Origin of the sequence: Streptomyces albidicamelliae (assembly GCF_025642175.1) — a bacterium.
GTDB classification, from domain to species: domain Bacteria; phylum Actinomycetota; class Actinomycetes; order Streptomycetales; family Streptomycetaceae; genus Streptomyces; species Streptomyces albidocamelliae.
Map to the genome: position 1 here is coordinate 4,902,033 of NZ_CP106795.1, position 26,665 is coordinate 4,928,697.

At 71.0% G+C, this 26,665-nt stretch carries 23 protein-coding genes, 1 tRNA gene and 1 pseudogene; 12 read left to right on the plus strand and 13 right to left on the minus strand.

From position 1 onward, the window contains the following. Nucleotides 1–196: 196 nt before the first annotated feature. The 5 genes from N8I86_RS22615 (at nucleotide 197) to N8I86_RS22635 (ending at nucleotide 4,490) form a co-directional block, all read left to right on the plus strand. On the plus strand, nucleotides 197–643 hold the full coding sequence (locus tag N8I86_RS22615) for a hypothetical protein (protein ID WP_073888548.1): 447 nt from the start codon (nucleotides 197–199) through the stop codon (nucleotides 641–643). Between the two features lie 6 nt (nucleotides 644–649). Continuing rightward, on the plus strand, nucleotides 650–2,827 hold the full coding sequence (locus N8I86_RS22620) for a hypothetical protein (RefSeq protein ID WP_263278568.1): 2,178 nt from the start codon (nucleotides 650–652) through the stop codon (nucleotides 2,825–2,827). Nucleotides 2,828–2,853: 26 nt separating this feature from the next. Then, nucleotides 2,854–3,459, plus strand: a complete 606-nt coding sequence (locus tag N8I86_RS22625) for a hypothetical protein (RefSeq protein ID WP_263278569.1) — start codon at nucleotides 2,854–2,856, stop codon at nucleotides 3,457–3,459. A gap of 136 nt (nucleotides 3,460–3,595) precedes the next feature. Beyond that, nucleotides 3,596–3,838 (plus strand): hypothetical protein, encoded by a 243-nt coding sequence (locus N8I86_RS22630; RefSeq protein ID WP_263278570.1) that lies wholly within the window; start codon nucleotides 3,596–3,598, stop codon nucleotides 3,836–3,838. Continuing rightward, entirely contained in the window at nucleotides 3,831–4,490 is a 660-nt protein-coding gene (locus tag N8I86_RS22635) for a hypothetical protein (protein WP_263278571.1), read from the plus strand. Before N8I86_RS22630 ends, N8I86_RS22635 begins: the two co-directional genes overlap by 8 nt. Before the next feature lie 473 nt (nucleotides 4,491–4,963). Here the strand turns inward: N8I86_RS22635 and N8I86_RS22640 are convergent, their stop codons facing one another. Further along, a complete protein-coding gene (locus N8I86_RS22640) occupies nucleotides 4,964–5,419 on the minus strand; it encodes a GNAT family N-acetyltransferase (protein ID WP_198960297.1) in 456 nt (151 codons plus the stop codon). A gap of 309 nt (nucleotides 5,420–5,728) precedes the next feature. Here N8I86_RS22640 and N8I86_RS22645 point away from each other — a divergent pair, with 309 nt between their 5' ends. After that, nucleotides 5,729–6,496, plus strand: coding sequence for a LuxR C-terminal-related transcriptional regulator (locus tag N8I86_RS22645; RefSeq protein WP_123437002.1), 768 nt, complete (start codon nucleotides 5,729–5,731; stop codon nucleotides 6,494–6,496). On the opposite strand, the gene tamR is transcribed toward N8I86_RS22645, so the two are convergent. After that, entirely contained in the window at nucleotides 6,455–6,952 is a 498-nt protein-coding gene (gene tamR / locus N8I86_RS22650; RefSeq protein ID WP_073888558.1) for a MarR family transcriptional regulator TamR, read from the minus strand. The two genes, N8I86_RS22645 and tamR, sit on opposite strands and share 42 nt — an antisense overlap. Before the next feature lie 98 nt (nucleotides 6,953–7,050). Between tamR and N8I86_RS22655 the strand changes: the two genes are divergently transcribed. Together N8I86_RS22655 and N8I86_RS22660 are read left to right on the plus strand one after the other, a co-directional pair. Beyond that, nucleotides 7,051–7,881 carry a trans-aconitate 2-methyltransferase gene (locus N8I86_RS22655; RefSeq protein ID WP_123439606.1) on the plus strand — a complete coding sequence of 277 codons (831 nt, stop codon included), beginning with the start codon at nucleotides 7,051–7,053 and terminating at the stop codon, nucleotides 7,879–7,881. Between the two features lie 2 nt (nucleotides 7,882–7,883). Then, the gene (locus tag N8I86_RS22660; protein WP_073888560.1) at nucleotides 7,884–8,243 is read left to right on the plus strand and encodes a VOC family protein; all 360 of its coding nucleotides are present in this window, start codon (nucleotides 7,884–7,886) and stop codon (nucleotides 8,241–8,243) included. 1,124 nt (nucleotides 8,244–9,367) lie between these two features. Here the strand turns inward: N8I86_RS22660 and N8I86_RS22665 are convergent. Together N8I86_RS22665 and N8I86_RS22670 are read right to left on the minus strand one after the other, a co-directional pair. Continuing rightward, a complete protein-coding gene (locus N8I86_RS22665; RefSeq protein ID WP_073888562.1) occupies nucleotides 9,368–10,045 on the minus strand; it encodes a TetR/AcrR family transcriptional regulator in 678 nt (225 codons plus the stop codon). Then, complete coding sequence (locus tag N8I86_RS22670; RefSeq protein ID WP_073888564.1) at nucleotides 10,042–11,049, minus strand: acyl-CoA desaturase; 1,008 nt, start codon at nucleotides 11,047–11,049, stop codon at nucleotides 10,042–10,044. Before N8I86_RS22670 ends, N8I86_RS22665 begins: the two co-directional genes overlap by 4 nt. Before the next feature lie 311 nt (nucleotides 11,050–11,360). Here N8I86_RS22670 and ppc point away from each other — a divergent pair, with 311 nt between their 5' ends. Further along, the gene (gene ppc / locus N8I86_RS22675; RefSeq protein ID WP_073888566.1) at nucleotides 11,361–14,093 is read left to right on the plus strand and encodes a phosphoenolpyruvate carboxylase; all 2,733 of its coding nucleotides are present in this window, start codon (nucleotides 11,361–11,363) and stop codon (nucleotides 14,091–14,093) included. A 65-nt stretch (nucleotides 14,094–14,158) separates the two neighbouring features. On the opposite strand, the gene N8I86_RS22680 is transcribed toward ppc, so the two are convergent. From N8I86_RS22680 to N8I86_RS22710, 7 genes are all read right to left on the minus strand, one after another. Next, nucleotides 14,159–14,671: a hypothetical protein gene (locus tag N8I86_RS22680; RefSeq protein ID WP_107423585.1), complete on the minus strand. Its 513-nt coding sequence runs from the start codon at nucleotides 14,669–14,671 to the stop codon at nucleotides 14,159–14,161. A 93-nt stretch (nucleotides 14,672–14,764) separates the two neighbouring features. Next, the gene (gene pth, locus N8I86_RS22685) at nucleotides 14,765–15,367 is read right to left on the minus strand and encodes an aminoacyl-tRNA hydrolase (RefSeq protein ID WP_263278572.1); all 603 of its coding nucleotides are present in this window, start codon (nucleotides 15,365–15,367) and stop codon (nucleotides 14,765–14,767) included. A gap of 84 nt (nucleotides 15,368–15,451) precedes the next feature. Then, nucleotides 15,452–16,051, minus strand: coding sequence for a 50S ribosomal protein L25/general stress protein Ctc (locus tag N8I86_RS22690; RefSeq protein WP_073888570.1), 600 nt, complete (start codon nucleotides 16,049–16,051; stop codon nucleotides 15,452–15,454). A 220-nt stretch (nucleotides 16,052–16,271) separates the two neighbouring features. Beyond that, nucleotides 16,272–17,252, minus strand: a complete 981-nt coding sequence (locus tag N8I86_RS22695; protein ID WP_073888572.1) for a ribose-phosphate diphosphokinase — start codon at nucleotides 17,250–17,252, stop codon at nucleotides 16,272–16,274. Nucleotides 17,253–17,400: 148 nt separating this feature from the next. Further along, nucleotides 17,401–18,849 (minus strand): bifunctional UDP-N-acetylglucosamine diphosphorylase/glucosamine-1-phosphate N-acetyltransferase GlmU, encoded by a 1,449-nt coding sequence (gene glmU, locus N8I86_RS22700; RefSeq protein ID WP_263278573.1) that lies wholly within the window; start codon nucleotides 18,847–18,849, stop codon nucleotides 17,401–17,403. Between the two features lie 133 nt (nucleotides 18,850–18,982). After that, a tRNA-Gln gene (locus N8I86_RS22705) sits at nucleotides 18,983–19,053 on the minus strand. An 11-nt stretch (nucleotides 19,054–19,064) separates the two neighbouring features. Next, nucleotides 19,065–19,937 carry a helix-turn-helix domain-containing protein gene (locus N8I86_RS22710; protein ID WP_263278574.1) on the minus strand — a complete coding sequence of 291 codons (873 nt, stop codon included), beginning with the start codon at nucleotides 19,935–19,937 and terminating at the stop codon, nucleotides 19,065–19,067. Nucleotides 19,938–20,103: 166 nt separating this feature from the next. On the opposite strand from N8I86_RS22710, the gene N8I86_RS22715 reads away from it, so the two are divergent. Beyond that, the gene (locus N8I86_RS22715; protein ID WP_073888576.1) at nucleotides 20,104–21,414 is read left to right on the plus strand and encodes a sensor histidine kinase; all 1,311 of its coding nucleotides are present in this window, start codon (nucleotides 20,104–20,106) and stop codon (nucleotides 21,412–21,414) included. Between the two features lie 36 nt (nucleotides 21,415–21,450). On the opposite strand, the gene N8I86_RS22720 is transcribed toward N8I86_RS22715, so the two are convergent. Further along, nucleotides 21,451–21,942, minus strand: coding sequence for an SUKH-3 domain-containing protein (locus N8I86_RS22720; RefSeq protein WP_073888578.1), 492 nt, complete (start codon nucleotides 21,940–21,942; stop codon nucleotides 21,451–21,453). A 61-nt stretch (nucleotides 21,943–22,003) separates the two neighbouring features. Continuing rightward, nucleotides 22,004–22,522: a YwqJ-related putative deaminase gene (locus N8I86_RS22725; RefSeq protein ID WP_073888580.1), complete on the minus strand. Its 519-nt coding sequence runs from the start codon at nucleotides 22,520–22,522 to the stop codon at nucleotides 22,004–22,006. 262 nt (nucleotides 22,523–22,784) lie between these two features. On the opposite strand from N8I86_RS22725, the gene N8I86_RS22730 reads away from it, so the two are divergent. Both N8I86_RS22730 and N8I86_RS22735 read left to right on the plus strand, forming a co-directional pair. Beyond that, nucleotides 22,785–23,795 (plus strand): SMI1/KNR4 family protein, encoded by a 1,011-nt coding sequence (locus N8I86_RS22730; RefSeq protein WP_123436997.1) that lies wholly within the window; start codon nucleotides 22,785–22,787, stop codon nucleotides 23,793–23,795. A gap of 10 nt (nucleotides 23,796–23,805) precedes the next feature. Beyond that, nucleotides 23,806–26,609 (plus strand): annotated as a pseudogene (locus N8I86_RS22735) (SUKH-4 family immunity protein). Nucleotides 26,610–26,665 lie beyond the last annotated feature (56 nt).

The following is a 26,665-nucleotide window of genomic DNA, read 5'->3' on the forward strand; positions in this document are numbered from 1 at the left end:
GGCCCGCCGCACGCCACAGACGCGCGGCGGGCCGGTCCGCTCCGCGACCTGACCCGCCCGGGTCCTGCCGAAGCCCACTGCGCCCAAGGCCACTTACCGACGGCCCGGTAATGTACATGCCGCTCAGTGAGGCGCTGCGTGCCGGTCCCGCCCGCCCGGGCCGGAACCGGACCGCAAGACACGGGGGAGACCACACATGGCGTGGGAGGAGTGGGAGCAGCTGAAGGCCCAGGCGGCCGATCGGCATTCCACACGGATGCAGCTCAATCAGTACCCGGCCGACCAGGGAGGTGGCAGCACTCAAGGGGACCTCGTCGTCGGCCACAAAGACCTGGAGCAGGTCGGCCATGCAGCCCATGACCTCTTCGGCCACTTCACGACCTACAGCGGCCACGCGCGTGTGGCGTCCGAGGCGGCCGCGGGCGGGCTCAAGGGCGAGGGCTTCGCCCTGGGAGGGGCGCTGGAGCATGTGACGGAGCGCTGGAGCGAGCAGACGAAGAGTTTGCTGGACGCCTGCGCCCACATCTCCAACCACCTGCGGTACACCAAGAACCAGCACGCCGCCGACGACTCCTACATCGCCGGTGCGGTGAGCAGCATCGCGACGCTCGACAAGGGCTTCGACGACCGGAAGGGCCACTGAGCGCCGATGCACCTCGACACACTGCGCCACGGCAATTTCGCCAAACTCGGCGATGCGGTCACCGACTGGGAGCAGATGACGAAGAAGCTGGCCGAGCTGAAGGAGGACGCCGAGAGCAAGCTCAAGGCGAAGGCCGACGCCGCCAAGTGGAAGGGCGTCAACGCCACCGTCAGCCGCGAGTTCATCGATCGCACGGCCGCCGAGTTCGCCGACGCGCACACCCAGGCCGACTCCATCACCAAGATCCTCAGCGACACCCGGGGCGAGCTCATCGGCTACCGCACCCAGGTGAACGACGCGATCAAGCGGGCCAACGACCAGAATCTGACCGTGGTCGACAACCACGACGGCACGTTCTCCGTCATGGGCAACACCCGACCCGACTGGTCGTCGGACCCCAGCGGGAAGACCGGCGCGACCGACCAGAAGACCGTGGACGCCTTCGTCACGGAGATCCAGGGCATCCTGACCAAGGCGACACAGAGCGACGACACCGCGGCGGAAGCCCTCAGGCTCCTTGTCGACCAGGCCAAGTACGGTTTCTCCGACGCCTCCTACGCGAACCGGGACGAGGCCGCCGCAGCGGTCGCAGCAGCCGAGAAACTGGCCAAGATGGCCAAGAAGCCGTCGGACATGTCCCTGGACGACATCAAGGCCTTCAACCGCGAGATGGCGAAGTACCACGACGACCCGCTGTTCGCCGAGAAGTTCGCGAGGGGTCTGGGCGCCAAGGGGACGCTCCAGTTCTGGACCGAGATGACCTACGCCCACGCCGGCGCCAAGGGGCCGGAACTCGAGACGATGAAGGACCTGCAGAACAACCTGAGCCTGACTCTGGCCACGGCCTCCTTCTCGGACTCGGATGCGATGCAGGGGTGGAAGAAGAACCTGCTCGACGAGACCACCACGAACTTCCGCGCGCCCAATTCCCCGAACCCGATCGGCGCCCTCGGCTACCAGGTCATCAGCAGCCTCATGCGCAACGGCCAGTACGACACCGAGTTCCTCGACGCCTATCGCAAGGACGTGTTCAAGGCGGACAGGGGTGCGGGAGAGTCGAACACCGACGACCGGTGGGTCAAGGGTTACAACGGCCTGGATCTCGGCTTCGGCGACGGCGACGGCCGGGACCCGCTGGAGGGACTCTTCGACGGCCTCTCCCACAACCCCGAGGCGTCGGAGCACGCCTTCGCGTCCAAGGCGGACCTGGATCACATGCTCGGTACGACGACGTACACGGACAGGGGCGAGTCCTTGGGGCGGGCTCTGGAGAGTGCTGTCACCGGGGTCGCGGCCGGTGACACCTCTGCCGCGGCCCCGCCGCACAGCACGGCCCAGGTCAAGATCATGGCCAACATCATGAAGGCGGTGGCCGACCCCGACGGGGGCGCGAACCTGGTGAGCCAGGGGCTGGGCGAGAGCTTCGGGGACATGGCCGCGGCGTACATGCCGGAGATCAGCCAGGCTCTGGCCGGCCCGAACTCCGATGCCGCCTTCCTCACGCACAGCGATGCCCCCGACGCCTTCCAAGGAGAGGGCGTCCGCGATGTGGTGCGCTTTCTTTCCGCTACGTCCGCCGACCCGGCAGGCAGGGCCGGGATCATTTTCGGGGAGAGCATCTACACCGGCAGCCTCCTTGAGTCACACCTGTCGGACCCGTCCTTGTTCCAAGGGTCACGTCAGCACGTTCTCGAAGACATCGGCAGGAACGCGGGTGTCATCGAGGGAATCGTCGGGCATTCCGTCGCCGATGGCGAAGTGAAGGCCGCCATCGACGGAGAGACCGACTACAACAGTGCGTTGAAGGACAAGGGGGATGCAGCCAAGAGCTGGATCACCATCGCTTTCACCGGGCTCGAGGTTCCCGCCCACTACGGCGGCGAGATCATGGAAGCCGCAGTCGGCGGAACGGCCGGAGCCGTCGCCAACGGGGCGGTCGACCGACTGATCGAGGCACAGCAGATGCATGGGGCCAAGGACAGCGGGTTGTACACGAGCGCCAAGGACCTGTATGCCATGCGGGATTCGGTCACGCAGCAAGCGCAGTGGTCCACCGCAGACGCACTTGCCCGGCATCACGTGAACGTACCCAAGGACGACGCCAACGACGTCATTCGCACTTCGGTGAACGCGGGCTGGGACGCCAGCAGTGAGTACCTGAGCAGAACCAAGGAGCGTCCGTAGTGGAGAAATGGCGTAGTACCAAGGTCATGGTTCTGTTCTTCGTCGCTCTGGGTCTTTTCTGTGGTGCCGGCTGGCTCTTTCTGAACAAAGGCCTCTACCTGCTCCCGGCCAGGATGTGCGAAGGCACTCTCGCACGGGACACGGTCGAGCAAGTGCTACCGCGGGCGCGATCGGCCGACAGCGGATCCGACCGCCAGGAAGCCGGAGGCCGCCTCAGTTTCTGGTGTCACGTGACCACCAGCGATGACGATTCCCTTTCCGGGGAGGCGAGAGTCGTCCAAGTCTCGCGCGACAAGTGGCTCGACGACTACAGGAACGCGGGGGGAAGGCATCAGGTCCTCCGTGTCTCCGTGGGCGACGTGGAAGCCTTGGCACAGATGGGTCCCGATGGGGACACGTCGTCGGTGTACGTGCCCTGCGATCCGCCCGGCCTCGGCCCGGACGAGGCCTCCCAGCCCTACGCGGTCGTCGGCGAGACCCGTACAGACGGACAGGCCAGGGCCGCCGGTGTGCCGCTGCGGCAGGCATTGACCGACTTCGCCTACCGGCTCACCGAGCACGCCTACAAGCTGGCCGAGTGCGACAAGCCCCGTGACTTCCCCGACGAACTGCCCAGGTACCGGGACCGCTGATGGACGACGACGCGATACGGGCCCGGTTCGACGGGCGGGGGATCGTGGAGCTTCGGGGTGCCTGGCGCGACGACGCCCGCCGCCTCCGCCGTCCCCGGCACCGCCCTTCGTCCCCCGGCCGCCGACGCCCCGTCTGATGCAGGGCCAGAAAAGGGAAGATGCCCGCGACGGCGCCCTCTACGCCAGCGCCAAGGACCTGTACGCGACTCGGGACTCGGTGAACCAGCAGACGCAATCCTCCGTCGCGGACGCCTTGGAGCAGCATCATGTGGATCTCCCCAAGGACGGCACCAACGACACTGTCCGTCGTGCGGTCAACGAAGGCTGGGACGACGCCAGTGAGTTCTTGAGCAACACGAAGGAGCGTCCGCGTGGATGACCGGTCCGGCAGCGGAGAACGCGGGCCCAGGGAGTACAGCGCGAAGAAGTTCATCGCCTGCGTGGTGGGTCTTCTTCTCGTCGGCACAGGCACCTGGTTCGCCCTCACGACGGGGCTCGAGCGGCTGCCGTCCAAAGTGTGTGACGGTGCTGTCGAGCGGGACCTGGTGATCCGTACGCTCCCGCGTACACGGACGGCGGAGGAAGGGGCCGAGCGTCGGCGCGAAGGTGCTGACCTGCGCTTCTCCTGCCACGTGTACACGAGTGCGGATTCCATCCTCTCGGGTGTGGCGCGGGTGGACGACGCCTCCCCGCAGACCTGGTTCAGCCACTACGCCGGCTCCTCCGACCGCCGTACGGTGCGGGCGTCCTCCGGCGGGATCGAAGCCCTGGCAGAGATACATGGTGACCGCGTCAGCTCCTCCGTCTATGTCCCCTGCACCCCCCGCGGTGTCCGGGCGGGCGACGCCGATCAGTCCTACGCCGTCGTCGCCGAGGCATATGTGATCGGGAAGGCCAGGATCTCCGGCACGGAACTGGGCCAGGCCCTGACCGACTTCGCCTACCGGCTCTCTGAGCACGCCTACCGGCTGGCCGAGTGCGACAAGCCCCGTGACTTCCCCGACGAACTGCCCAGGTACGAGGACCGCTGATGGACGACGACGAGATCCGGGCCCGGTTCGACGGGCGGGGGGTGGTCGAGCTCCGTGGCAGGGTGTCGCTGAAGGAGCGGGCCGAGAGGGTCGCGTACGTGCTCGGCTACGAGCTGGTCTCCGCCGAGCGGACTGGTGGGCCCGGCCCCGTGCTCGGGTTTCCGCCGCCCCCGGCCACCGTGCAGCTCGTCTTCCGGCGTGACGACGACCCCCGGGCCCGGCGCCGGGCCGAGCGGACCGTCGAGCGGCTGCGGGCCGGCGGGCCCCTGCTCGCGGACGACGAGGCGCTGCTGCCCCCGCCGCCTCCGCCCGCCCCGGCACCGCCCTTCGTCCCCCGGCCGCCGGCGCCCGTCCGCGCCGGTCGATGGAGCCGCAGCCACCGCCGCCGGTGGGACCGCCCGGGACGAGGATCCCGCCGCGGCCCCCCTACCCGCCGCCTCCCGCTCCGCCCGCTCCGCGGGGGTGAGCCGCCGTCAGGTCAGGCGCTTCGTGAGGATGTACTCGGTGATGCCCGGCGGGTAGTCGGGGATCGTGCCCACCACCGCGTAGCCCTGCTTCCTGTAGAAGTCCGGTGCCTGGAAGTCCCAGGTCTCCAGGCGGGCCGACGCACAGCCCCGGTCGGTGCGGGCGATGCGTTCGGCCTCGGCGAGGAGCCGGGAGCCGAGGCCCGTGCCCCGGTGGCGGTCGTCCACCCACAGGTAGGTGACGTGCAGCCAGGTCGTCCAGGTGTGGCCGACCAGCCCGCCCGCCAGTTCCCCGGAGCCGTCCAGCGCCCACACATGGAGCGGGACCTCGCGTTCGCCGGGCGTGCCGCGCAGCGCCGCCAGCACCGGGGACGCCGCCGTGTTGGTGTCCCACAGCCGTGAGCGGAGCAGATCACGTCGTCCTTTGTCGACTTCCGCCTCAATACGAAACATGCGGCACACCATAAACGCGTCGGACGGCCAGTTCTGCAAATCCGCTTCCGCTGTCCGCCCGCATCCGTACTCTGAGGAACAGCACCGGTGGGGGCCGGTGCTGATCAGGGGGCGAGACAGGCGGGTACGACGCCCGCGGTGGGGGTAGCAGTTTCCGCGACGGCGGCGGCCGTGCGGTGGGCGTCCTTCCGCTGGGTGTCGTACCCGTGCGAGTCGTCGTTTCCCGAGCCTTTGCCGGGCCTTTCGGACCGGCCGATCGCCGGGCCCTGTCCGGACCTTGGGTATCCCCTGCTCCACGCGGAGCCTGGGGAAGGGGGTTTCGTGGTTCGTATCCGAGTCCTGGTCGTGGACGACCACCGCATCTTCGCCGAGTCGCTCGCCGCCGCGCTGGCCGCCGAGCCCGACGTCGACGTCTCCGCCGCCGGCAGCGGCCCGGCCGCGCTGCGCTGCCTGGAACGCGCGGCCGGCGAGGGCCGCCGCTTCGACGTGCTCCTGGTCGACGCCGACCTCGGCGGCAGCCTGCCCGGCGCCCGCCCGGCCGTGCCCGTGCAGGACGGCGACGAGGAAGGCCTGGTCGACGGCATCTCGCTGGTAGCCGGAGTCCGCTCCGCCCAGCCCGCCGTACGGCTCGTCGTCCTCGCCGAGAAGGACGACCCGCGCCGCGCCGCCCTCGCCCTGCAGGCGGGCGCCTCCGGCTGGGTCGCCAAGGACTGCTCGCTGTCCCGGCTGCTGACGGTGATCCGCGGCGTGCTGCGCGACGAGACCCATCTGCCGCCCGCCCTGCTCACCGGTGTGCTCCGGGAACTGACGGCCGCGCGCAAGCACCGCACCGAGAGCGAACGCCTGGTGCAGTCCCTGACCCCGCGCGAGCGGGAGGTGCTGCGCTGCATGGTCGCCGGGCTCGGCCGCAAGGCGGTCGCCGAGCGGCTGTTCCTCTCCCCGCACACCGTGCGCACCCATATGCAGAACGTCCTCGGCAAACTGGGCGTCCACTCCACCCTCGCCGCCGTGGCGCTCGCCCGGCGGGCCGGGGTCGGCCCGGCGGACCTAGCCGGGGATGTTGTCGAACGGGGCGGTCAACTGGCGTAGCAGCCCCGCCAGTTCACCGCGCTGGGCGCGGGACAGCTCGGCCAGGATCGCCCGTTCCTGGTCCAGCAGGCCCGCCAGCGCCTGGTCCGCGCGGTCCCGGCCGGTCTCGGTCAGCCGGACGAGCACACCGCGGCGGTCGCTCGGGTCCGGCAGCCGCTCCACGAGGCCCTTCTTCGCCAGCCGGTCGATCCGGTTGGTCATCGTGCCCGACGTGACCAGGGTCTGCGTCAGCAGCTGCCCGGGGGAGAGCTGGTACGGCGTGCCCGCGCGCCGCAGCGCGGTCAGCACGTCGAACTCCCAGGGCTCCAGCTGGTGCTCGGCGAAGGCGAGCCGGCGCGCGCGGTCCAGATGCCGGGCGAGTCGGCTCACCCGGCTGAGCACTTCCAGCGGCTCCACGTCGAGGTCCGGACGCTCCCGGCGCCACGCTGCGACCAGCCGATCGACCTCGTCCTCCATGGAGATCAGTGTAGTGGTTGTGTCGACATGAAGTCTCTTGAAGTCGAGTCTCTTGACATCGAGATAAAACGCCGGAGACAGTGGAAGACATGACGAACATGACGCACCCCACATGGGACCCCGCCCAGTACCTCCGGCACGCCGGGCACCGGGCCCGTCCCTTCGCCGACCTCCTCGCCGCCGTCCCCGCCCTCCCGGCGGAACGGGAACCGTCCGCGGGCCCACCCCGGATCGCCGACCTCGGCTGCGGCCCCGGCAACGTCACCGTCCGGCTCACCGAACGCTGGCCCACCGCCCACGTCACCGGCTACGACAACTCGCCCGACATGCTCGACCGCGCCCACACCGAGCACGAGGGCCCCACGGCCGGCGGCGGCCGCCTCGACTTCGCCCACGCCGACGCCCGCACCTGGGCGCCGCGGGAGCCGTACGACCTGATCGTCTCCAACGCGGTGTTCCAGTGGGTGCCCGGCCACGCCGACCGGTTCGCCGACTGGGTCGCCGCCCTGCGCCCCGGCGGCACCTTCGCCTTCCAGGTTCCCGACAACATCGACGCCCCGCTGCACGCCCTGATGCGCGAGCTCGCCGCCACCCCCCGCTGGAAGGGCCGCCTCGCCGAGGTCCTGCGCCACACCGACTCCGTCCACACCCCCGGCACCTACCTCGACCGCCTGGCCCGCCTGGGCTGCGCGACCGACGTGTGGCAGACGACCTACTTCCACGTTCTGGCCGGCGAGGACCCCGTCCTGGACTGGGTCAAGGGCACCGGACTGCGGCCCGCCCTGACCGCCCTGGCCGACGACCCCGAGGCGCGCGACGCCTTCGTCACCGAGTACCGGGACCGGCTCCGCGAGGCGTACCCGAGCGCCCCCTACGGCACCGTCCTGCCGTTCCGCCGACTGTTCGCCGTGGCCGTCAAGGGAGCGTGAGCGTGCTCGCCGCCGTCGACCACGTGCAGCTCGCGGCCCCGCCCGGATCGGAGGACCTGCTGCGGGCGTACTACGGGGACGTCCTCGGCATGACGGAGATCCCCAAACCACCGGCACTCGCGGCGCGCGGCGGCTGCTGGTTCCGGGCCGGCGCCGTACAGCTGCACCTGGGCGTCGAGGACGGCTTCCGGCCCGCCACGAAGGCCCACCCCGGGCTGCGGGTCACGGACATCGAGGCCTACGCGGACCGGCTCACCGCCCGCGGCGCCCCGGTGACCTGGGACGACAACCTCCCCGGACACCGCCGCTTCTACTCCCGGGACCCCGTGGGCAACCGACTGGAATTCCTCCAGCCCTGCTGACTTCCCGTCCGGCTCACGGCCCGGCTGACCTGTGGCGCGGTCGGCTCGCGGCACGGCTGATCTGTGGCGCGGTCGGCTCGCGGCACGGCTGACCTGTGGCGCGGTCGGCTCGCGGTACGGCTGACCTGTGGCGCGGTCGGCTCGCGGCACGGCTGACCTGTGGCGCGGCCGGCTCACGGCCCGGCTGATCTGTAGCCCGGTTGCCTCGTGGGCCCGTTGACGTGTGGCGCGCGTCCGGCGCACCTCCCGTCCGGCTTGCGGCCCGGCTGACTCGTGGCCGGACGGCGCGCACCGCGCGGGCTCACGGTCCGGTCGGCTTGTGGCACGCGCGGCCTCGTCGGCGCACTGCCCGTCCGGCGCACTGCCCGACTGGCTCGTGGGCCGGTCGTTGCGCGGCCCCGCCGGTAGCAGCCCGGTTGGCTTGTGGTCCGGTCGGCTCGTGGGTCAGCTGACGTGTGGCCTCGTCGGCGCGCTGCCCGTCCGGCTCGCGGCCCGACTGACTCGTGGGCCGGTCGTTGCGCGGCCCCGCCGGTAGCAGCCCGGTTGGCTTGTGGTCCGGTCGGCTCGTGGGTCAGCTGACGTGTGGCCTCGTCGGCGCGCTGCCCGTCCGGCTCGCGGCCCGGCTGACTCGTGGGCCGGTCGTTGCGCGGCCCCGCCGGTAGCAGCCCGGTTGGCTTGTGGTCCGGTCGGCTCGTGGGTCAGCTGACGTGTGGCCTCGTCGGCGCGCTGCCCGTCCGGCTCGCGGCCCGGCTGACTCGTGGGCTGGCCGGTGCGCGGCCCCGCCGGTAGCAGCCCGGTTGGCTTGTGGTCCGGTCGGCTCGTGGGTCAGCTGACGTGTGGCCTCGTCGGCGCGCTGCCCGTCCGGCTCGCGGCCCGACTGGCTCATGGGCCGGCCGGTGCGCAGCCCCGCCAGCGCACAGCCCCGCAAACTCGCGGCCCCGACGGCGCGGAGCCCCGCCGACTCACAGCCCCGGCCGACGCGCAGCCCCGCTGACGATCTCAACCCCACCGGCGCACCGGCCCCACTGACAATCAGCCCCGCGGCACACCAGCCCGGCCTGCACTGCCCTGCAGGCGCGCAGCCCCCGGCGACGGCCGGCCCAGGTACCGCCGGACCCGGCGGTTCACGCCTTGCGGTGTCCTATCAGTCGCGGCTTCGGCTCCAGCCCGTCGAGCCCGTGCCACGCCAGGTTCACCAGGTGCGCCGCCACCTCCGCCTTCTTCGGGCGGCGCACGTCCAGCCACCACTGGCCGGTCAGCGCGACCATGCCGACCAGCGCCTGGGCGTACAGCGGGGCCAGCTTCGAATCGAAGCCGCGGGACTTGAACTCGCGGCCGAGAATGTCCTCCACCTGCGTGGCGATGTCGGAGATCAGCGACGCGAAGGTCCCCGTCGACTGCGGGATGGGGGAGTCACGGACCAGGATCCGGAACCCGTCCGTGTACTCCTCGATGTAGTCCAGCAACGCGAACGCGGCCTGCTCGCACAGCTCACGCGGATGACCCGCCGTCAGCGAGCCGGTCACCATGTCCAGCAGCCGCCGCATCTCACGGTCGACCACCACCGCGTACAGGCCCTCCTTGCCGCCGAAGTGCTCGTACACCACCGGCTTGGACACCCCGGCCTTCGCCGCGATCTCCTCCACCGAGGTGCCCTCGAAACCCTTCGCCGCGAAGAGCGTGCGACCGATCTCCAGCAGCTGCTGGCGGCGCTCCGCACCGGTCATACGGGTCCGGCGCGTCCGCCGCTGCTTGTCATTGCCGGAATTGCTGCTGGAATCGGTCGCCACGGCTTCCATCATGCCGCCTCGGCCGCCTCCTTCCGGCGCCCGGAGCCCTCTTCCCCGCTGTTGCGGCGCGAATCGATACGCGAGCGTGACGGCCAGCGCACGTCGTACGCCCAGCCCAGCCGCTCGAAGATCCGGATGAACCGCGCCGACGAATCGATCTGGCCGCGCATCACCCCGTGCCGGGCCGACGTCGGGTCCGCGTGGTGCAGGTTGTGCCAGGACTCCCCGCACGACAGCACCGCCAGCCACCACACGTTGCCCGAACGGTCACGCGACTTGAACGGCCGCTTGCCCACCGCGTGACAGATCGAGTTGATCGACCACGTCACGTGGTGCAGCAGCGCCACCCGCACGAGTGAACCCCAGAAGAACCCGGTGAACGCGCCCCACCACGACATCGTCACCAGACCACCGATCAGCGGCGGCAGCGCCAGCGACACGGCCGTCCACAGCACGAACTGGCGGGAGATCGCCCGGATCGCCCCGTCCTTGATCAGATCCGGGGCGTACTTCTCCTGCGGCGTCTGCTCCTCGTCGAACATCCAGCCGATGTGCGCCCACCACAGGCCCTTCATCAACGCCGGCAGCGTCTCACCGAACCGCCACGGCGAATGCGGGTCGCCCTCGGCGTCGGAGAACTTGTGGTGCCTGCGATGGTCGGCCACCCAGCGCACCAGGGGGCCCTCGACGGCCATCGACCCCATGATCGCCAACGCGATCCTGAGCGGACGCTTCGCCTTGAACGAGCCGTGCGTGAAGTACCGGTGGAAACCGATCGTGATGCCGTGGCACCCCAGGAAGTAGAAGAAGACCAGCAGGCCCAGGTCGAGCCAGCTCACCCCCCAGCCCCAGGCCAGCGGCACGGCCGCCACGAGTGCCACGAACGGCACGACGATGAACAGGAGCAGCGTGATCTGCTCGATCGAACGCTTCTGCTCGCCGCCCAGGGTGGCGGGGGAGGTGGAGGTGTCGTTGGCCTGACGGGCTTCGTCGATCACATCGGAACTTGAGGTCATGCGCGTCCCCTGTGGGGTCGAGGGTCGAGAGATGAGGCGGATGCCGGGCCGCCGGGACCGGGCGGGTCTCGACGGTACTTCCCTACGGCTCCGTAACCTACGGCGTCGTAAGTATGGCAGCGTGTCGTGCGGCGGCAAGAGCCCCACGGCCTGCGCCTCCGCACGGCCACCTATCCTTGGTCTCGGTCGGACAGCGCGGTCCGCTGAAGTTTCTTCCCGGACGCTCCGGCCCGTAAGCGGCGCCCGCCGCCGCGTGGCTGACGCTCGGGTTCCCTCCCAGACGAGCTTCAACACTGCAAGGAGCCGCACCTGTGAGCAGTGCCGACGACCAGACCACCACGAACGGCAGCGAGCTGCGCGCCGACATCCGCCGCCTGGGCGACCTCCTGGGCGAGACCCTCGTCCGGCAGGAAGGCCCCGAGCTCCTCGAACTGGTCGAGAAGGTCCGCCGCCTCACCCGCGAGGACGGCGAGGCCGCCGCCGAGCTGCTGCGCGGCACCGAACTGGAGACCGCGGCCAAGCTGGTCCGCGCCTTCTCCACCTACTTCCACCTCGCCAACATCACCGAGCAGGTGCACCGGGGCCGCGAGCTGCGCGCCCGGCGCGCCGCCGAGGGCGGCCTCCTCGCCCGTACCGCCGACCGGCTCAAGGACGCCGACCCCGAACACCTCAAGCAGACCGTCCAGCACCTGAACGTCCGCCCCGTGTTCACCGCGCACCCCACCGAGGCCGCGCGCCGGTCGGTCCTCAACAAGCTCCGGCGCATCGCCGCGCTCCTGGACACCCCCGTCCTCGAGTCCGACCGCCGCCGCCACGACGTCCGCCTCGCCGAGAACATCGACCTCGTCTGGCAGACCGACGAGCTGCGCGTCGTACGCCCGGAACCCGCCGACGAGGCCCGCAACGCCATCTACTACCTCGACGAACTCCACGCCGACGCCGTCGGCGACGTCCTCGAGGACCTCACCGCCGAACTCGAACGCGTCGGCGTCAGGCTCCCCGACGACACCCGGCCGCTCACCTTCGGCACCTGGATCGGCGGCGACCGCGACGGCAACCCCAACGTCACCCCCCAGGTCACCTGGGACGTCCTCATCCTCCAGCACGAACACGGCATCAACGACGCCCTGGAGATGGTCGACGAACTGCGCGGACTGCTCTCCAACTCCATCCGCTACGCCGGCGCCACCGAGGAACTCCTCACCTCCCTGCACACCGACCTCGAACAGCTGCCCGAGATCAGCCCCCGCTACAAGCGACTCAACGCCGAGGAGCCCTACCGGCTCAAGGCCACCTGCATCCGGCAGAAGCTCGAGAACACCAAGCAGCGCCTCGCCAACGGCACCCCCCACGTCGACGGCCGCGACTACCTCGGCACCGGCGAACTCCTGAGCGACCTGCGGATCATCCAGACTTCCCTGCGCGAGCACCGCGGCGGCCTCTTCGCCGACGGCCGCCTCGGCCGCACCATCCGCACCCTCGCCGCCTTCGGCCTCCAGCTCGCCACCATGGACGTCCGCGAGCACGCCGACGCCCACCACCACGCCCTCGGCCAGCTCTTCGACCGCCTCGGCGAGGAGTCCTGGCGCTACGCCGACATGCCCCGCGACTACCGGGCCCGGCTCCTCGCCAAGGAACTGCGCTCCCGGCGCCCCCTCGGCCCCACCCCGGCACCCGTCGACGCCGCCGGCGCCAAGACCCTCGGCGTCTTCGAGACCGTCAAGAAGGCCCTCAGCGTCTTCGGCCCCGAAGTCATCGAGTCCTACATCATCTCCATGTGCCAGGGCGCCGACGACGTCTTCGCCGCCGCCGTCCTCGCCCGCGAGGCCGGCCTCCTCGACCTCCACGCCGGCTGGGCGAAGATCGGCATCGTCCCGCTCCTCGAGACCACCGACGAGCTCAAGGCCGCCGACACCATCCTCGAGGACATGCTCTCCGACCCGTCCTACCGGCGCCTGGTCGCGCTGCGCGGCGACGTCCAGGAGGTCATGCTCGGCTACTCCGACTCCTCCAAGTTCGGCGGCATCACCACCAGCCAGTGGGAGATCCACCGCGCCCAGCGCCGGCTGCGCGACGTCGCCCACCGCTACGGCGTACGCCTGCGCCTCTTCCACGGCCGCGGCGGCACCGTCGGCCGCGGCGGCGGCCCCTCCCACGACGCCATCCTCGCCCAGCCCTGGGGCACCCTGGAGGGCGAGATCAAGGTCACCGAACAGGGCGAGGTCATCTCCGACAAGTACCTCATCCCCTCCCTCGCCCGGGAGAACCTGGAACTGACCGTCGCCGCCACCCTGCAGGCCTCCGCCCTGCACACCGCGCCCCGCCAGTCCGACGAGGCCCTCGCCCGCTGGGACGCCGCCATGGACGTCGTCTCCGACGCCGCCCACGCCGCCTACCGCCGGCTCGTCGAGGACCCCGACCTGCCGACGTACTTCCTCGCCTCCACGCCCGTCGACCAGCTCGCCGAGCTGCACCTGGGCTCGCGGCCCTCCCGCCGCCCCGGCTCGGGCGTCTCCCTCGACGGTCTGCGCGCGATCCCCTGGGTGTTCGGCTGGACCCAGTCCCGGCAGATCGTGCCCGGCTGGTTCGGCGTCGGCTCCGGCCTCAAGGCGCTGCGGGAAACCGGTCTGGACACCGTGCTCGGCGAGATGCACGAACAGTGGCACTTCTTCCGCAACTTCATCTCCAACGTCGAGATGACCCTCGCGAAGACCGACCTGCGCATCGCCCAGCACTACGTCGACACCCTCGTCCCCGACGAGCTCAAGCACGTCTTCGACACCATCCGCGCCGAACACGAGCTGACCGTCCGCGAGGTCCTGCGCATCACCGGCGAGGCCCGCCTCCTCGACGCCCAGCCCGACCTCAGGCAGACCTTCACCATCCGCGACGCCTACCTCGACCCGATCTCCTACCTCCAGGTCGCCCTGCTCAAGCGCCAGCGCGACGAGGCCGCGGCGGGCACCGACCCCGACCCGCTGCTCTCCCGGGCCCTGCTCCTCACCGTCAACGGCGTAGCCGCCGGCCTGCGCAACACCGGCTGACACCCGCCCCCGCACACGACGGTGCCCCCGAGGTCCACGACCCCGGGGGCACCCTCACGTCCACGTCACCGCACGGCCACGAAGGCCACCGTCAGCAGACCCGCACCCGACAACGCCAGCCCCCACGCCACCCGCGTCAGCCGCAGACCCCCCGCGACCACCACCGAGGCCAGCAGCAACGCCCCGCCGAGCGGCACCCACGCGTAAAGAACCCCCGCCGGACCCGAACGCAGCGCGTCCGCCGTACCCGGCTTCAGCACCACGTCGTACGTCCGCCCCTTGCGCACCGCCACCGACTGCGCGATCTCCACCCGCGCACGCGCCCGCGCACCCGCCGACACCGGCCGGAACGGCCCGGAACAGCGGTCACCCGCACAGGACGTCACCTCGACCGTGCCGCGCTCACGCCCCTTGGTCAGCATCACGTGCTGCGCGGTCCCCCAGGAACCCCACACCCCCGCGAACAGGATCAGCACGGCGACCACACCCGTCGCCGCGACCCGCCCGAACCGCACCGCGGACACGGACGCCCGGCGGGCGCGAGCGTTACTGGCTGAGGCAGGCATGGCCGGGATCATTGGCCATACCCGCACGGCCGGTCAACTCCGCCGGGAGGCAAGGACGGACAAGTCCGCAGTTGTACGGCACACCGGCCGGCACCCCGCGCACACTCAGGAGTTGTACGCGCCCTGCGCCCGCTCCAGCCCCTCCGCCAGCAGACACTCCACCGCGTCCGCCGCGCGGTCCACGAACCAGTCGAGATCCTTGCGCTCCGCCGACGAGAAGTCCTTCAGCACGAAGTCCGCCACCTGCATCCGCCCCGGCGGCCGCCCGATCCCGCACCGCACCCGGTGGTAGTCCGGACCCATCGCCTTCGTCATCGACTTCAGACCGTTGTGCCCGTTGTCCCCGCCGCCCAGCTTCAGCCGCAGCGTGCCGTAGTCGATGTCCAGCTCGTCATGGACCGCCACCACGTTCGCCTGCGGCACCTTGTAGAAGTCCCGCAGCGCGTTCACCGGACCACCGGACAGGTTCATGTACGACATCGGCTTGGCCAGCACCACCCGGCGGCTCGCCGCCCCCGCCGGACCGATCCGCCCCTCCAGCACCTGCGCCTGCGCCTTGCCCGCACGCTTGAACTTCCCGCCGATCCGCTCCGCGAGCAGGTCGGCCACCATGAAACCGACGTTGTGCCGGTTCATGGCGTACTCCGGCCCGGGGTTACCGAGCCCGACGATGAGCCAGGGGCCACTGGCGGGGGTGGTCACGTCCATGCCTCCTTGATACGCGCCAGCCGCCGCTCCCCGCGAGGGAAGCGGCGGCTGAACAGCAAACTACCGTCGACCGTGAGCCGGCGATCAGGCCTCGGCGACCTCTTCGCCCTCGGCGGCCGCCTCCTCGCCCTCGGTCTCCTCGACCTGGGCCTGCAGCACCTGGAGGACGACCGCGTCCTCGTCCACGGCCAGGGTCACGCCGCTGGGCAGCTTGATGTCCTTGGCGTGGACGGAGGCACCGGCCTCCAGGCCCTCGACGGAGACCGTGACGGCCTCGGGGATGTGCGTGGCCTCGGCCTCGACCGGCAGGGCGACCAGGACGTGCTCGAGCAGGTTGCCACCGGGGGCCAGCTCACCCTCGGCGTGCACCGGGATCTCGACCGTGACCTTCTCGCCGCGCTTGACCAGCAGCAGGTCGACGTGCTCCAGGAAGCCCTTCAGCGGGTCGCGCTGCACGGACTTCGGGATCGCCAGCTCGTTGCTCTTGCCGTCGATGTCCAGGGAGATCAGGACGTTCGGCGTACGCAGCGCGAGCAGCAGCTCGTGGCCCGGGAGGGTCAGGTGCAGCGGGTCGGAACCGTGGCCGTACAGGACACCCGGGACCTTGTTCTCACGGCGGATGCGGCGCGCGGCACCCTTGCCGAACTCGGTGCGGGTCTCGGCGGCGAGCTTGACCTCGGACATGTGGATCACTCCTCGTAGAACTCGGATGCGGACGTGGTCACCCGGCCACGAACGGCCTGCTACGAAGAGCGCGTCGATAACGGATCGCCGTACCCCGTCAGAAAACGGAGAACGGCCTCCCTCGCCGAGCAACTCGCACAGTTTACCCGGCGGGGGAGGCCGCACCAAAAGGATCTTCAGCCGGTCGGGCCGGCCGACGCGCAGAAGGTCTGCAGAAACCTCACTGCTCGTCGAAGAGGCTGGTCACCGAGCCGTCCTCGAACACCTCACGCACCGCACTCGCGATCGTCGGAGCGATCGACAGCACGCTGATCTTGTCCAGATCCCGGCCCAGCTCCGCCGGCGTCGGCAGCGTGTTCGTGAACACGAACTCACTCACCCGCGAGTTCTTCAGCCGGTCCGCCGCCGGACCCGACAGCACACCGTGCGTCGCCGTCACGATGACATCCTCCGCACCGTGCGCGAACAGCGCGTCCGCGGCCGCACAGATCGTCCCACCCGTGTCGATCATGTCGTCGACGAGGACACACACCCGGCCCTTGACCTCACCCACGACCTCGTGGACGGTCACCTGGTTCGCCACATCCTTGTCACGCCGCTTGTGCACGATCGCCAGCGGCGCACCGAGCCGGTCGCACCACCGGTCCGCCACCCGCACACGCCCCGCGTCCGGCGACACGACCGTCAGCTTCTCCCGGTCCACCTTCCGGCCCACGTAGTCCGCCAGCAGCGGCAGCGCGAACAGGTGGTCCACCGGACCGTCGAAGAAGCCCTGGATCTGATCCGTGTGCAGATCCACCGTGAGAATCCGGTCCGCACCCGCGGTCTTCATCAGATCCGCGATCAGGCGCGCCGAGATCGGTTCACGACCACGGTGCTTCTTGTCCTGCCGCGCGTAACCGTAGAACGGCACGATCACCGTGATGGAACGGGCCGACGCACGCTTCAACGCGTCGATCATGATCAACTGCTCCATGATCCACTTGTTGATCGGAGCCGTGTGGCTCTGGATCAGGAAACAGTCCGCACCACGCGCCGACTCCTGATACCGGACGTAGATCTCACCGTTCGCGAAGTCGAAGGCCTTGGTCGGGACGACCCCGACACCCAGCTGCTGGGCGACCTCCTCGGCAAGCTCGGGGTGGGCGCGGCCGGAGAAGAACATCATCTTCTTCTCGCCGGTCGTCTTGATCCCGGTCACAGCACTGTCTCCTCAGAGGTTGTCTCAACCAGCCGGCCGCCGGCCCCTCGGCTGCGCGTGAGAGGCCGAAACAGCTGGTAGTGCGGGGGTGCACTCATGCGGATGTGCACTTATCACGGTACGCCGTGTTTGGCGCACCCGTTTCCGGTCAGCCCTCGTCACCGCCCTGCCGGGACACCGCCTCGGCCGCCTTCGCCGCCGCGCTCCCCGGACGCTTCCGAGCCACCCAGCCCTCGATATTCCGCTGCTGACCACGGGCCACGGCCAGCGAACCCGGCGGCACATCCTTCGTGATCACCGAACCGGCAGCGGTGTACGCGCCGTCCCCGACCGTGACAGGAGCCACAAACATGTTGTCCGAACCCGTCCGGCAGTGCGACCCGATCGTGGTGTGGTGCTTGTCCTGACCGTCATAGTTCACGAACACACTCGCCGCACCGATGTTCGAGTGCTCACCGATCGTCGCGTCCCCCACGTACGACAGATGCGGCACCTTCGTCCCCTCGCCGATCCGCGCGTTCTTCGTCTCGACGTACGTACCGATCTTGCCCTTCGCGCCCAGACGCGTCCCCGGACGCAGATAGGCGTACGGCCCCACACTCGCCCCCGCACCCACCACGGCACCCTCGGACACCGTGTTGTCCACCCGCGCCCCCGCGCCCACCTTCGTGTCCCTCAGCCGGCTGTTCGGACCGACCTCCGCACCCTCGGCCACATGCGTCGACCCGGTCAGCAGCGTGTTCGGATGCACCACGGAGTCCTGCCCGAACGTGACCGTCACATCCAGCCACGTCGACGCCGGATCCACCACCGTCACACCGTCCAGCATCGCCCGCGTCAGCAGCCGGTCGTTCAGGATCCGCCGCGCCTCGGCGAGCTGCACCCGGTTGTTGATCCCCGCGATCTCCCGGTGATCACCTGCCACCGACGCCCCGACCCGATGCCCGGCCTCCCGCAGAATCCCCAGCACGTCCGTCAGGTACTCCTCGCCCTGACTGTTGTTCGTCCGCACCTTCTTCAGCGCGTCCGCCAGCAGCTGCCCGTCGAACGCGAACACACCGCTGTTGATCTCCCGGATCGCCCGCTGCGCCTCGGTCGCGTCCTTGTGCTCCACGATCGCCGTCACGGCACCCGTCGCCTCGTCCCGCACGATCCGGCCGTAACCGGTCGCGTCCGGCACCTCGGCCGTCAGCACGGTCACGGCGTTGCCGTCCGCGTGATGGGTGCCGGCGAGCGCCTTGAGCGTCTCCGCGGTGAGCAGCGGGGTGTCACCGCAGACGACGACCACGGTCCCGTCGACCGCGCCGCCCAGCTCCTCCAGACCCATCCGTACCGCGTGCCCGGTGCCGTTCTGCTTCGCCTGCACGGCCGTGCGCACGTCCGGGTCGATACCGGTCAGGTGCTCGGTGACCTGCTCGCGGGCGTGGCCCACCACGACGACCAGGGCCTGCGGGTCCAACTCGCGGGAGGCGGCGAGGACATGGCCGACCAGGGACCGGCCGCAGATCTGATGGAGGACCTTGGGTGTGGCCGACTTCATACGGGTGCCCTCACCCGCTGCGAGAACGACGACGGCTGCCGGGCGGATGGCGCTCACGGGGTTGCCCTTCGGCTCTGGATGGGTGGGGGTGACAGCCGCAGGATACCGGGGCGGGGTTTGGGGGGTACGAGTGCGGGCCCTGACCGACGTTGCCGGTTAGGACCCGAACCTAGGATTTGTGTGCTGTGGGCTCCCGGAGAAGGATTCGAACCCTCATTCAACGGACCAAAACCGTTTGTCCTGCCCTTAGACGATCCGGGATGGTTTGCGCACTACGTCCGATTTGATTGATCGGCTTCGCGTGCGGCCTCCACTATGCCGTACCAGGACCCCTCGATGCGACGGTACAAGTCGGCACCCTTCAGGACTTTGATCACGAGGCAGCCCCGGTAGCCGTCGCCCGTGTTCTTGCGGACCGTCTTGGGGTTGTGCTTCTTGATGGTGGTCTTGTTGAAGGAGGAGGAGGGGGCGCCGACCAGGTCCGCCCAGTAGCGCTCGGCGGCTCCGACGTACGCCGTTTCGTGGATCATCACCGTGAACCGGAGGCGGTCGCGATCGACTTCGAGCAGGTCCAGCCAGGCCAGGAACACCTCGATCATCCCGGGGTCGCTGTTGACGAAGGTGACGTTCTCGCGGCGGTCGTACGGCTTGTCCTTACCGCCCTCGGCCCAGTAGAGGCCCACCCCCACGAGGAACAGTTCGCGGGCCGACAGCCCGCCGATCGCCTGCCGGGCGACCTCCTTGGTGCGGCGGCGATCCTCGTCCCTGAGGCGCAGCTTCTCCTCCCAGCCCTTCTTTGCGATGGCCGACGCTTCTTCCCGGGTGCGCTTGCGCTCGGGCCTAGGCAGGTCGCGTACCCAGAGGGAGACCGAGCTTCGGGAGCAGCCCAGCTCGGTTTCGATGCGGTCGTAGGTCCAGCCCTGGAGGCGGAGTTCCCGGGCGCGGGCTCGTAGGTCGTCCTTGGCCCTCGGGCGCTTGGTCCACTCCGGTGGGGGTTCGCCCTTGACGAGCCGGTTGAGGACGTCGTTGTTGAAGATCTTCAGTTCGTCCCGGATCTGCCGGAGGCTGTGGCCGGCGCGGCGGAGGGCGACGGCCCGCTCGCGGAGGGCGTCGAGGTCGGCGTATGTGCCGGGTGAATGTGCCATGGGCATACCGTCCGGCCGGAATGTGCTGTTCCGGTGCCGAACGCGAAGGGTTCAGCAGTTCGAGGGATTCCGGTGGATTTCGAGGTCGTCCGACTACGGAGTGTGGTGTGTGGAGGTCGGGGAAACTCACCGGAAAAGCCGCACCCGTCGCCCGTAGGCTGGACGCATGACCACGACGGGGGAAGAGCACGCCAGGGGCCGGTCCGGCCCCTGGTGGTGGGCGAGGTGGCGCAGTGCGGTGCTCGACGGGAGTCTCGCGCTGGTGTCCGCCGTGGAGTGCGGTGCGGAGGGGATCCCGTTCGCCCGGGACGCGGGTGTCCCGTTGTCCGTGGGGATCGTGTTCGGGCTGATCGCCGGTTCGGTGCTGCTCGTGCGGCGGAAGTGGCCGATCGCCGTCGTGCTGGTGGCGATCGCGATCACGCCGGCCCAGATGGGTTTCCTGATGGGCATCGTGGGTCTGTACACGCTGGCGGCGTGCGAGCTGCCGCGGCGGATCATCGGTGCGCTGGCGGGGATGTCGTTGCTGGGCACGATGATCGTGACGTTCGTGCGGGTGCGGCAGGACATGGCGCGGGGCGATCTGACGCTCGGTGACTGGTTCGTGCCGTTCGCGGCGGTCACGACGTCGTTGGGGCTGACGGCTCCGCCGGTGCTGCTGGGGCTGTACGTGGGGGCGCGGCGCCGGCTGATGGAGAGTCTGCGGGAGCGTGCGGATTCGCTGGAGCGGGAGCTGCAGCTGCTCGCGGAGCGGGCGGAGGAGCGGGCCGAGTGGGCGCGCAGCGAGGAGCGGACACGGATCGCGCGGGAGATGCATGACGTCGTCGCGCACCGGGTGAGTCTGATGGTGGTGCACGCGGCGGCGTTGCAGGCGGTGGCGCGGAAGGATCCGGAGAAGGCGGTGCGCAACGCGTCGCTGGTGGGGGACATGGGCCGGCAGGCGTTGACCGAGTTGCGGGAGATGCTCGGGGTGCTGCGGGCCGGTGGGGACGCGGGTCGGCGTGCGGCGGCGGTGCCGTCGGTGGCGGTGGGGGAGGCGGCCGTGGTGGTTTCGCGGCTGGTTCAGGTGGAGGGTGCGGCGGAGGGGCCGTGTCTGTCGGAGCTGGAGGAGTTGATCGGGCAGTCGGCGGCCGCGGGGATGGTCGTGGAGCTGTCGGTGGAGGGGGAGGTGCGGTCGTATGCGGCGGAGCTGGAGCAGACGGCGTACCGGGTGGTGCAGGAGGCGTTGACGAACGTCCACAAGCATGCGGCGGGTGCGAAGACGCGTGTGCGGCTGGCGCATCGGGTGGCGGAGCTGGCGATGCAGGTGGAGAACGAGCCGCCGCCGGAGGCCGCTTCGGCGTCGGCGGCGGGGTTGCCGTCGGGTGGGAACGGTCTGGTGGGGATGCGGGAGCGGGTCGTCGGGCTGGGTGGTGTGTTCGTGTCGGGGCCGACGGAGGCGGGGGGTTTCCGGGTGTCGGCGGTGATTCCGGCGGTGTAGGTCCGTCGGGTGCTGTCCGGGGCCTTCCCTGTGGGGTCAGCCGGCGGTGAGGCGGGCGGGTCCGATGCCGGTGAGGAGCATGGACAGGGCGTGGTCGATGTCGGGGCCGACGTACCAGTCGCCGGTGTGGTCGAGGGTGTAGACGCGGCCTTCGGCGTCGATGGCGAGGACGGCGGCGGTGTCGGTCTCTTCGCCGAGGGGGCTGAGTTCGGTGCCGAGGGCGCGGCCGAGGTCGCCGAGGGTGCGGGCGTGGTGGAGGCCGTGGAGGGGGTCGAGGTGGAGGGTGGCGGGGGCGATCTGGCGGCCGGGTCCGCCGGGGGTGATGGTGAGGCCGCCGAATTCGGCCCAGGCTTCGACGGCCGCGGGGAAGACGGTGTGCCGGTGTCCTGCGGGTGAGGTGTGTTCGCGCAGGGTGTCGGCCCAGATCTCGGCTTGTTTTATGTCCCAGCGTCCGGGTTGCCAGCCGGCGGCGCGCAGGGCGGCGTCGACGGGTACGGGGAAGCGGGTGGTGGTGCGGTCGGGGTGCATCTGCCCTTCGTTCGTCGTGCCGGCGGGGTGGTGCGGCTGTTGCCTGTGGGGACGGGGGTGGTCAGCCGTCGGTTGCCGTGGGGTCGACGACGCGGACGCCGAAGTGGGCGCTGAGGGCGGTGCAGGCGCGGCAGGGGGTGGCGAAGCTGCCGTGGAGGGGGTCGCCGTCCTCGCGTATGCGGCGGGTGGTGAGTTTGGCGTGTTTGAGTGCTTTGCGGGCTTCGCCGTTGGTCATGGGTTTGCGGGCGGCGCGTCTGCTGCGGGTGGCGTCGGCGGCGGTGATGTGCCGGGAGATGAGGATGGTTTCGGCGCAGCGGCCGGTGAAGCGGTCGCGTTGGGCGCTGGTGAGGGTGTCGAGGAAGTCCTGGACGAGGGGGTGCAGGGCGGGGGGTTCCTCGCCGCGGGCGGCGGTGCCGGTGAGGGTGGCGCCGCGGACGGAGAGGGCCGCTGCGACGGTGGGCAGGATGCCGTCGCGGCGGTGGCGGAGTGTGGGTGCGGGGGGTGTTTCGGTGCCGCTCCAGTCGATGCGGGGGTCGCCGCCGGCCCGTACGTCGGTGCCTCCGGTCTGCAAGGTGCTCATGCTCGTTCTCCCCTCCCCGGGTGTCCCCCGAAGGACACAGGGTGCCAAATGCCGTGGCTGGTGCGGAAGCTGGGGCGGTGCGACACGCCCGGGGCTGTTCTGGTGGTGACGGTGCGGTGATGGCTGGTCACGGAAGCGGAGGGGTGGTGTCCGCCGGGATGAGGTGGGCCGGTGACCGGCGTTCGTGTACCGCATAGGCTGTCGCCATCCGCGATCGACACCGCCGTTCAGGCCAGAGAGAACGCCGCAGGGGGCAACCGCCATGACGACAGGTCGGCTCGGGCAGCGAGCCGCGCCGCCGAACGCGGCCTATGCCGGGCAGGTCGTGCACTTCCCGGATCCGGTTCGGGCGGCACGTCACCCGAGAGGGGTACGGGTCGATGAGCGGGGTTACCCGGATCTTTCGCCGTACGCGCGTGTGGCGGCGGAGATCGCCGAGCCTCCGGAGGGTTTCGGGGTCGACGAGTTGCGGCTGACGGACTACGTGTCGGCGAACGCGGCTCTGGCGGCGTCGGGGCACGAGTTGTGGGACACGGTGCCGGATGTGGCGACGCCGCACGGCTGGACGTGGCATCACGTGGCGGCGTCGCGGCGGCTGGAGCTGGTTCCGGTGGAGGTGAAGGCGTTGCTGCGGCACCACGGTGGGGTGGCGACGTCGGGGGTGGACCATGCCAAGCGGGGGACGCGGCCGTTGCAGGAGACGCGTCCGGCGCATTTCGGGCTGCCGAAGTCGGGTGTGGCGGTGACGGAGGCGCAGGTGCAGGGGGTCGAGGAGGATCTCGGGTACCGGCTTCCGGGTGCGTACCGTTCGTTCTTGAAGGCGGCGGGTGGGTGTGCGCCGGTGGGTGCGGCGCTCGACGCCGAGCTGGGGTTGCTGCTGGACCAACCGTTCTTCACGGTGCGGGACGAGGCCGCGGTCAATGACCTGGTGTATGTCAACAAGTGTCTGCGTGACCATCTGACGAAGGATTATCTGGGGGTCACGTTCGTGCAGGGTGGCCTGCTCGCGGTGAAGGTGCGCGGTGAGCGGGCGGGTTCGGTGTGGTTCTGCGCGTACGACGATGTGCGGGACGTGGATCCGTCGTGGTCGCCGGCGGAGCGGGTGGAGCGTCTGCTGCTGCCGTGCGGTGACGACTTCGACGCCTTCCTGTCGCGGCTGGCGGGGAATCCGCCGGAGTTGGAGACGGTGGCCGATCTGATGGTGGACGGCGGGTTCGCCCGTGTCGTTCCGGTGTCCTCCGGTGCGGCGTCTTCCGGTGCGGTGGGGGAGTGAGCTGCGGGCGATGGTGACCTACGCGCAGGCGCAGGAGCGCGCCGAGGAGTGGATCAACGGGGACGTTCCCGCGTACCAGCATCGTGAGGTGCGGGTGCGGGAGTTCGAGCTCGGTTTCGTGGTGTGGGGCGAGGACCGTGCGGAGGGCCCGCGTTCGGACGCGGGTGGTCAGCGGCTGGTCATCGCCCGGGACAGCGGGGAGGCGACGCTGTGGCCGGCGTTGCCGGTGGGTGAGGTGATCCGCCGGTACGAGGAGGAGTACGGCCGTGCGGACGAGCCGCGGGACGCGGTTCCCGCGGCTGCGGCGGCGCGGGTCGATCTGAATCAGACGTCGTTCCTGCTGACTCCTCCGGAGTGGTTGCAGGAGGCGGCGGACCGGCTGGGTCTCGGGGAGGGGCGTTCGCAGGACGGGCCCGCCGACGGGGCGGGTGCCGGTGGCGCCGGGCTCGCTCGGACGCAGGCCGGGGTGCCGGTGGACGCGCCGGGGGCGTTCCCGGGGGCGCCTGCCGGTCCGGCGGTGCCCGCGCCCGGTGCCGGCGCTGCGGTGGACGTGCCGTCGGGTGCGACGCCGTGGGCGGGTACGGACACGAATGCGGACGGCGGTGAGGAGGACCGGTCGGTTCCGTTGCCGGCGACGGTGTTCGCGCCGCAGGTGAGTGACGCGGAGGCGGACGGTCCGCGGCCGCCGGCGGCCGAGCCCGAGGCGAAGACGGCGTTGATGGCGGGTGGCAGTCAGCTGCCGCCGACGGCGGTGGCGCCGGCGCTGGATCCGTCGAACGTGCCGGGCGCGCAGGGTGGTTCGCCGGCCCCCGGGGGTGTGCCGCAGGGTGGTACGCCGCCGCCGCCGGGTGGGCAGCCGTACGGCTATCCGCCGGTGCACGGCACTCCTCCTCCGGCGGCTCCGGGTGTCGCGCAGGGCGGTACGCCTGCGCCTCCGCCCCCGGGCGGGCAGCCGTACGGGTACCCGCAGGGTCCGGGTGCCGCGCAGGACGCGGAGGGGTACGGCTCTCCGCAGCCGCCGGCGGGTCCGGGCGGGCCCGGGCGGCGCCTCGCGCCGAACGCGGGTGACATCGCGGACGCCGCGACGAGCAAGGCGGCGCCGCCGCCGAGGAAGCCGCGGGGCGGCGCGGGTGCGCCGCCTCCTCCGCCGGGTGTTCCGGGTGCGCCGGGCGCGCGTCCGGGTGGTGCGGCGGTTCCGCCCGCTCCGGGTGCGCCCGCGGGCGGGTACGTGCCGACGCAGCTCGTGTCGTCGCTGGGTCCCGACGGGCCCGAGGGCGGGGGCGTGCCGGCCGGTCCGGGGGCTCGCAGGGAGGGCAGGCGCCGGGTGCGTCCCACCCGCCCGCGCCTCCGGGAGTGCCGGGCGGCGGTACTCCTCCGGGCCAGGTGCACCACGCGGCCACGATGCTGGCCGATCCCGGGCGGATGGGCCCGGGCGCACCCCAGCCGCCGGCTGCTCCGGGCATGCCGGGTGCTCCGGGGGCTCCGGGCGTGCCGAACCCGCCGGGTGCGCCTGCCGCCGCGGGTATGCCGCCCGGCCCGGGGGCGCCGCAGCCTCCGGCGGCTCCGGGTGTCCCGGGTGCGCCCGGCGCTCCGGGTGTTCCCGGTGGTGCGCGCGGTGCCGTGCACCACGCGGAGACCGTGCTGGCCGCGCCTCCCGTGGCCGGCCCGGGCATGCCTCCGCCGCCGCCCGCCGCGGGTTCCATGCCGCCGCCGGCGCCGGGTGCGGTGCCGCCGCCCGGTGCTCCGGGGATGCCGCAGCCGATGCCGCCGGGCGCGATGCCGCCGCCGGGCGCGCCGGTGCCGGGGCAGCCTCCGGCGTACGGGTATCCGCAGGTGGGTCAGCCGACGGTGGGTCCCGGCTACCAGGCCGTGCTGCGGTATCGCGCGCACGACGGTTCGGAGCAGCAGCTGATCCGGCGTTCGGCGCCGGGTACGCCGCATCCGGAGTGGCAGATCTTCCACGAGCTGCGCGCGATGAACGTGCCGCCGGACCAGGTGCTGGAGCTGCACACGGAGCTGGAGTCGTGTGCGCTGCCGGGTGCCTACTGCGCGCGGATGATCCGGGAGCAGTGGCCGCAGGCGCGGATCGCGAGCATCGCGCCGTACGGCACGGATCACGCGAGCCGGCAGCAGGGCATGCAGCAGTTGCTGGCGCACCAGGGCGAGTTGCATCAGGTGGCCGACGGTCCGGCGCGTCCCGCGCCGGTGCGGGCGCCGTTGCCGCCGGTGCAGGCGGTGCCGCCGATTCCGCCGGAGGGTGTCGGGCAGGAGCTGGCGGCGGCGTTCGGGCCGGGGGTGTTCCGGTTCGAGCAGCAGGCGGTGTCGCGGCAGGGTGTGCCGCCGGTCGTGGCGCACACGCTGGTCGTGGCCGGGCTGCCGGTGGACATGGGTCCGTTCTTCTGGGCGCAGGCGCAGCCGGGCCGTCCCGTGCCGACGCTGGCGGAGCTGGCGGCCGAGCGGGGGGTGCAGCCGGCAGCGGACGCGGGGTCGTACCTCGTGATGGGCACGGACTTCGGCAAGGCGATCTGTGTGCAGTACGGCACGGCGAACATCGTGGCCGTGCCGGTGGAGGCGGGGCCGGGCGGTGCTCCGGTGCCGCCGCAGTTCGTGAACAGCGGGCTGCCGGAGTTCGCGCGCTGCCTGGCGCTGCTGGGCCGTATGTGGCGTCTGAGGTTCGGGCTGAACCAGGAGCAGGCGGGCCGCTGGACGGTCGACTTCCAGGCGCAGCTGGCCTCCCTGGATCCGGCGGCGCTGGGTTCGCCGGAGAGCTGGTGGTCGGTGCTGCTGGAGCAGATGTGGGACGGCCTGCTGTAGCGGGGGCCGGCCCGGGTGTGAGTCCGTTCCTGCCCTTCACGCGTGCGTGAAGGGCA

Bases quoted from the DNA above. Each gene is read 5' to 3' on its own strand.
- N8I86_RS22615 (WP_073888548.1), top strand. From the start codon at position 197: ATGGCGTGGGAGGAGTGGGAGCAGCTGAAGGCCCAGGCGGCCGATCGG.
- N8I86_RS22620 (WP_263278568.1), top strand. From the start codon at position 650: ATGCACCTCGACACACTGCGCCACGGCAATTTCGCCAAACTCGGCGAT.
- N8I86_RS22625 (WP_263278569.1), top strand. From the start codon at position 2,854: ATGGTTCTGTTCTTCGTCGCTCTGGGTCTTTTCTGTGGTGCCGGCTGG.
- N8I86_RS22630 (WP_263278570.1), top strand. From the start codon at position 3,596: ATGCAGGGCCAGAAAAGGGAAGATGCCCGCGACGGCGCCCTCTACGCC.
- N8I86_RS22640 (WP_198960297.1), bottom strand. From the start codon at position 5,419: ATGGTGTGCCGCATGTTTCGTATTGAGGCGGAAGTCGACAAAGGACGA.
- tamR (WP_073888558.1), bottom strand. From the start codon at position 6,952: ATGGAGGACGAGGTCGATCGGCTGGTCGCAGCGTGGCGCCGGGAGCGT.
- N8I86_RS22655 (WP_123439606.1), top strand. From the start codon at position 7,051: ATGACGCACCCCACATGGGACCCCGCCCAGTACCTCCGGCACGCCGGG.
- N8I86_RS22665 (WP_073888562.1), bottom strand. From the start codon at position 10,045: ATGATGGAAGCCGTGGCGACCGATTCCAGCAGCAATTCCGGCAATGAC.
- N8I86_RS22670 (WP_073888564.1), bottom strand. From the start codon at position 11,049: ATGACCTCAAGTTCCGATGTGATCGACGAAGCCCGTCAGGCCAACGAC.
- N8I86_RS22680 (WP_107423585.1), bottom strand. From the start codon at position 14,671: ATGATCCCGGCCATGCCTGCCTCAGCCAGTAACGCTCGCGCCCGCCGG.
- pth (WP_263278572.1), bottom strand. From the start codon at position 15,367: ATGGACGTGACCACCCCCGCCAGTGGCCCCTGGCTCATCGTCGGGCTC.
- N8I86_RS22690 (WP_073888570.1), bottom strand. From the start codon at position 16,051: ATGTCCGAGGTCAAGCTCGCCGCCGAGACCCGCACCGAGTTCGGCAAG.
- N8I86_RS22710 (WP_263278574.1), bottom strand. From the start codon at position 19,937: ATGGCACATTCACCCGGCACATACGCCGACCTCGACGCCCTCCGCGAG.
- N8I86_RS22715 (WP_073888576.1), top strand. From the start codon at position 20,104: ATGACCACGACGGGGGAAGAGCACGCCAGGGGCCGGTCCGGCCCCTGG.
- N8I86_RS22720 (WP_073888578.1), bottom strand. From the start codon at position 21,942: ATGCACCCCGACCGCACCACCACCCGCTTCCCCGTACCCGTCGACGCC.
- N8I86_RS22725 (WP_073888580.1), bottom strand. From the start codon at position 22,522: ATGAGCACCTTGCAGACCGGAGGCACCGACGTACGGGCCGGCGGCGAC.
- N8I86_RS22730 (WP_123436997.1), top strand. From the start codon at position 22,785: ATGACGACAGGTCGGCTCGGGCAGCGAGCCGCGCCGCCGAACGCGGCC.